Here is a 4148-nt window from a genome sequence, read left to right on the forward strand (position 1 = left end):
ATCTTATCCTTTTTCCGGATCATCTGTCCTTTTTCAAATTCGGCCAAATACATGGACGATGACATCACGAGAGATTGTAATTGATGAGAGACGCCAGTTGGTATCACTTAGTTTTAAATTATACGATCAAGATGTTGCGAAATTCAATTATGAAAGAAAACAAGCCTTAGATAGCGCATTTACAAACGTTGATAATGTCAATATTTTTTCACAATCTTGGAATACACAGGTTGCAGGTTTTATCCAACAAAAAATATCAGACAGAAAAAGTTTTCTACAAAAAGAAAATGACTTCTTTGCTGCGATTAAAGTACCTGTTGACCCTAACACACAAGCTATCTTTACAGTTCCAACGATTAAAAAGAAAGATATACCTCAACCTGTCTTAAGCAAAGACAAAGAATTTTCATCGGAGCCCGTATTAAGTACAAATATGTACGAAGACGTGGTTAAAATCATTTACGATTCAGGCAAATCAATGGAACGAAAACCTTCGTTATATATTAGCAAAGATGAAGAAGCAATAAGAGATCAGTTTTTATTCATTTTGGAAACTCGTTATGATTCTATTACGGCATCGGGTGAAACTTTTAATAGAGGAGGCAGGACCGATATTTTAGTTAAGTACGCCAAGGATGGAACTAATTTATTTGTGGCGGAATGCAAATTTTGGTCAGGAGCCAAATTGTTTTTGGATACTATAACGCAACTGTTTGATAGATATCTGACTTGGCGCGATTCTAAAGTTGCAGTTATAATATTTGTAAAGAATGACGATTTTACAAGCGTTTTAGCAACAATCAAATCAGACATAGTTAACCATCCCTATTATGTCAAACAAGCTAATCACAGGGGTGAAAGCTCATTCAACTACCAATTCCATTTAAAACAGGATCATAATAAGATGGTACAATTGTCAGTAATGGCATTTCACTACGACAAAATGTAACTTCAAAATAACAATTCATACTCAGGAAAAGCATAGCCTAACTTCTCCACTACTGGTGCAAACCGTTCCTTGTTTTTATTATACAATTCCTTTCGCGCCTCTGGTTTAATTCCTGTTTTAAGAATATCGTCGAGAACAATATTCATAATGCTAGCATAAGCCTCTTGGTTATCGTTTTTTGCTACTGCTACATAGTAATTTATTCGGTGTTGCTTACGTCGACTTTCAACGGACAATTCGGTAGCGGTGGCTATCCTATCCAATTTTTCTACAATTACATCTATTTTCCAATACCAAAGCATAACTGCTCTAAGAATTAGGAAAATAACTAAGCCAAGGGCTACCGCAAACAAAAAGGAAATTAAAATTGCTCCTGAATCCATATTGATAAGGTTTAAGCCTCTAATCTATAGTTTCTTAACAATTTTCACAATATTTTTTTAGGCCAGCAACTTCAACGGTCCCCCCGTCTTTTAAAATCACCCTTCCCTATATATCTCTTCAAATTGCCTCTACACTTCCTGACGAAATTTTGTGAGGTCTTTAAGCAAAGGAGTAGGTTAGGTGCATCCCCTCTCATGTTCTGGAGAGAAAATGAATTTGTTTTCTGTTTTAAGAGCAAGAGCAGTGGCACCCTTTCAATAAAAACGCGCCGATACCGATGCCAGCCTTCGGCTTGCTTTTCTCCACTACAACTAATGCCTCAAAACCACTGCTAATCTTGCTCCAAATCAGAAACCATAACAATAACTAACCCTATAACAATCAACAAAACATGAAACGGACAGCAAAACCACCATTAAAACCCGATCCTTATTGGAAACTTGCGGAAGCACCTAACAATTGGAGCGTAAACCAAAAGAAGCGTAACAAAATGCTTCGCGAACAATACTTCGAGGTGCTTCGCTTTGTAAAAAGTAAATTAATGCCTCAACATCCGGCAGATGCATTTGAACGTGATTACACGAAGGAAACCGACGACAACCCGAGGAACGTCCACACCTTTATCACAAAATCCTTTCAATGGGAGTTGATTTGCGATGAATGCAACTCGTACACCATTCTTTATGCGTTTCAAGGTTGTCCCTTTGAAACGGAAGTAAAACCATTTATTGATGCCTTTGGCAAATGTGAAGATGTCCGCATATCACCGCAACAGGATATTCTAACGCTTTATTTTAAACGCTATTTCCGATTAGAGGAAAGCAAATTTTTTACACAGGCCTGGTAAGTAACACTATCGGGCTTTTTTATTGACCCTTAACTCTCATTATGGAACTACTTGGAAAATCAAAAGAACCGGAGGATGAACCGCTTGGCAAGGCTGATCCTAATTACCGTATTAGCAAACGATGGAAGAAGGTTAGTAAACTTAGTCACCCAAATAACTTAAAGGTAACCAATGAAACAATCTCAATACAATACCACAACACCTTAAAGCTGATTAAAGCGCGATACCTGAAGCCAGGCACGCAGTACTTTGAAAGGGATTATAAGGATGATGTAGATGATCCATTTACCTTGCACAGCTTTATTTGTCCGCAACTTTCTTTTGTTCTTACCTGCGATTTTCAATGCTACATGCAGATTGAATATGACTTTGCAGATTTCGCGCACACTGCAGATGTTCTATGGCGCGTTGCTTACGCCAATGAGCTAAAAATGCTATTTCACAAGCCGAGACAGCCGTCATTAGCTGAGTTTTTTAATGGCGTATTAACTTATCAGGAACCGCGCTTTATTCATTACTTAAAAGGTAACTGAAGACTAATCTGCACCCGAACAAACTTTACCGTAACGCCTCAAAGCCTTGGTTTAATCAACCAGGGCTTTGCTATTTCTTATCATTCACAAACCCTTAAAATCATTAATATGAAACAACAATCACAAGCCAATCAGATTCAGTTACCTTATAATAAATGCGTACAGAAGGCATATTACGCTATTTACAAGAACGCAAAAGCACTGCTATCTACCCTTGAACATGAGGAATTACGCTATTCACTTGAACGAGAGGACAGAACAACAGCCAAAGTCGGCACCATTATTCATGAGTTCATTAATCCAGTACTTTACCTGCGTTTAGAATGCCACCCAACCAATAGCTTTGCTATTCATTATGGATTTGAGGAAAGTAACTCTTTCAATCAGTTCGCGCAGATCACATCTGCATTTGTCCGCAGCATATACAGGCTAACAGCAAAGGATGAAACGGAAATAAACATTGAGGATAGCGTGAGAACAGACTACTGCATTTATAGTTGCTCGGATGCCTATGAGCATATTGAAGAACGCAATAAGCACCACCAATTCAAACTGATTAAATATAAAGCATTGGCAGCCAAGCGTAAACAGATGCATGCTGTCGCATAAAAGAATAGGGGCCTCAACAGGCTCCTATTTAAAAGGCTTGTCTGGAATGAAATCTTTTATTGAACAATTAAATATTAGTGCCAGCTGGTTAAGATGGTTTAAGTTGTACTTGGTTGGCGACTTTGAACTTTCGGCTTGGCCAATAAAACCATTAGATACATTCAACCTAACAGCAAGTTCGGATTGAGATAAGTTTTGTTCCTCTCTTTTCTCCTTAACCTTGTTGATAACGTAGGCTTCAATATCTGATTTAAGGTTCGCTGCCATCAGATACGAAAGAATAAAAACAAACCCTACATCTTACTTAGCAATAACTAAGTAAATTATTAATTTTGTTCTCACTAACACCGTCAATAACCTTATACCATATGACCAAGAGATTAATTAAAACACAGAACTTTGGCAACAACACGTTACAATTGTTCGAGTATAAAGCCTATGCTTATGGCGATAGCGACTTTAAATTCGAGTATACAGACTCATCTACACTTACAATTACAGAATTAGCATCGTTTACTACAGCCAAATTGAAACGGTTCGCGCGCGACAGTTACGACGAAACTTATGACGGGCAACTACAAAAGATGGACAAGTTGTTCAATAGCCTATGGGAATTTTATTACTTTAAAGATTTAAAGAGTAAGGGTTATACGAAGTTTGATCGCTGGGAGGCGTATCAAGATGATAGCGTGAAAGAGATATTTGAATTCATCGGCTATGGTAAGTTGTTCCATCTCACTACAAGTCCCTTTAGTTCTGACCTGTACTTTTATAACGATTTCAGAATTGATGACATGCCTCATCATCTTATAAACAAGGTCAAGGG

Annotated in this window: 7 protein-coding genes; 5 read left to right on the forward strand and 2 right to left on the reverse strand. The window is 37.7% G+C overall.

Annotated elements, in window-relative coordinates; genetic code table 11:
* The coding region (locus AC1DPZ_RS23180) for a hypothetical protein (RefSeq protein ID WP_477407910.1) at positions 1-949 on the forward strand (949 nt) is incomplete at its 5' end.
* A 2-nt stretch (positions 950-951) separates the two neighbouring features.
* Here AC1DPZ_RS23180 and AC1DPZ_RS23185 read toward each other — a convergent pair.
* Positions 952-1332 (reverse strand): hypothetical protein, encoded by a 381-nt coding sequence (locus AC1DPZ_RS23185; protein ID WP_477407912.1) that lies wholly within the window; start codon positions 1330-1332, stop codon positions 952-954.
* A gap of 392 nt (positions 1333-1724) precedes the next feature.
* Here AC1DPZ_RS23185 and AC1DPZ_RS23190 point away from each other — a divergent pair, with 392 nt between their 5' ends.
* The 3 genes from AC1DPZ_RS23190 to AC1DPZ_RS23200 all read left to right on the forward strand — a co-directional run bounded on the left by AC1DPZ_RS23190 (position 1725) and on the right by AC1DPZ_RS23200 (position 3322).
* Positions 1725-2180 (forward strand): hypothetical protein, encoded by a 456-nt coding sequence (locus tag AC1DPZ_RS23190; protein ID WP_477407914.1) that lies wholly within the window; start codon positions 1725-1727, stop codon positions 2178-2180.
* Between the two features lie 41 nt (positions 2181-2221).
* Positions 2222-2713: a hypothetical protein gene (locus AC1DPZ_RS23195; RefSeq protein ID WP_477407916.1), complete on the forward strand. Its 492-nt coding sequence runs from the start codon at positions 2222-2224 to the stop codon at positions 2711-2713.
* Positions 2714-2821: 108 nt separating this feature from the next.
* Entirely contained in the window at positions 2822-3322 is a 501-nt protein-coding gene (locus AC1DPZ_RS23200) for a hypothetical protein (protein ID WP_477407918.1), read from the forward strand.
* A gap of 24 nt (positions 3323-3346) precedes the next feature.
* Here AC1DPZ_RS23200 and AC1DPZ_RS23205 read toward each other — a convergent pair whose 3' ends face one another.
* A complete protein-coding gene (locus AC1DPZ_RS23205; protein ID WP_477407920.1) occupies positions 3347-3589 on the reverse strand; it encodes a helix-turn-helix domain-containing protein in 243 nt (80 codons plus the stop codon).
* 101 nt (positions 3590-3690) lie between these two features.
* Here AC1DPZ_RS23205 and AC1DPZ_RS23210 point away from each other — a divergent pair.
* Positions 3691-4148: hypothetical protein (locus AC1DPZ_RS23210; RefSeq protein WP_477407922.1), on the forward strand; the 458-nt coding region annotated here is incomplete at its 3' end.

The sequence above is a fragment of the Mucilaginibacter sp. P4_G9 genome (assembly GCF_056400985.1).

What these genes read in the sequence shown, in the direction of transcription:
- AC1DPZ_RS23185 (WP_477407912.1), bottom strand. Translation starts at nt 1,332, where the DNA reads ATGGATTCAGGAGCAATTTTAATTTCCTTTTTGTTTGCGGTAGCCCTT.
- AC1DPZ_RS23205 (WP_477407920.1), bottom strand. Translation starts at nt 3,589, where the DNA reads ATGGCAGCGAACCTTAAATCAGATATTGAAGCCTACGTTATCAACAAG.
- AC1DPZ_RS23195 (WP_477407916.1), top strand. Translation starts at nt 2,222, where the DNA reads ATGGAACTACTTGGAAAATCAAAAGAACCGGAGGATGAACCGCTTGGC.
- AC1DPZ_RS23190 (WP_477407914.1), top strand. Translation starts at nt 1,725, where the DNA reads ATGAAACGGACAGCAAAACCACCATTAAAACCCGATCCTTATTGGAAA.
- AC1DPZ_RS23200 (WP_477407918.1), top strand. Translation starts at nt 2,822, where the DNA reads ATGAAACAACAATCACAAGCCAATCAGATTCAGTTACCTTATAATAAA.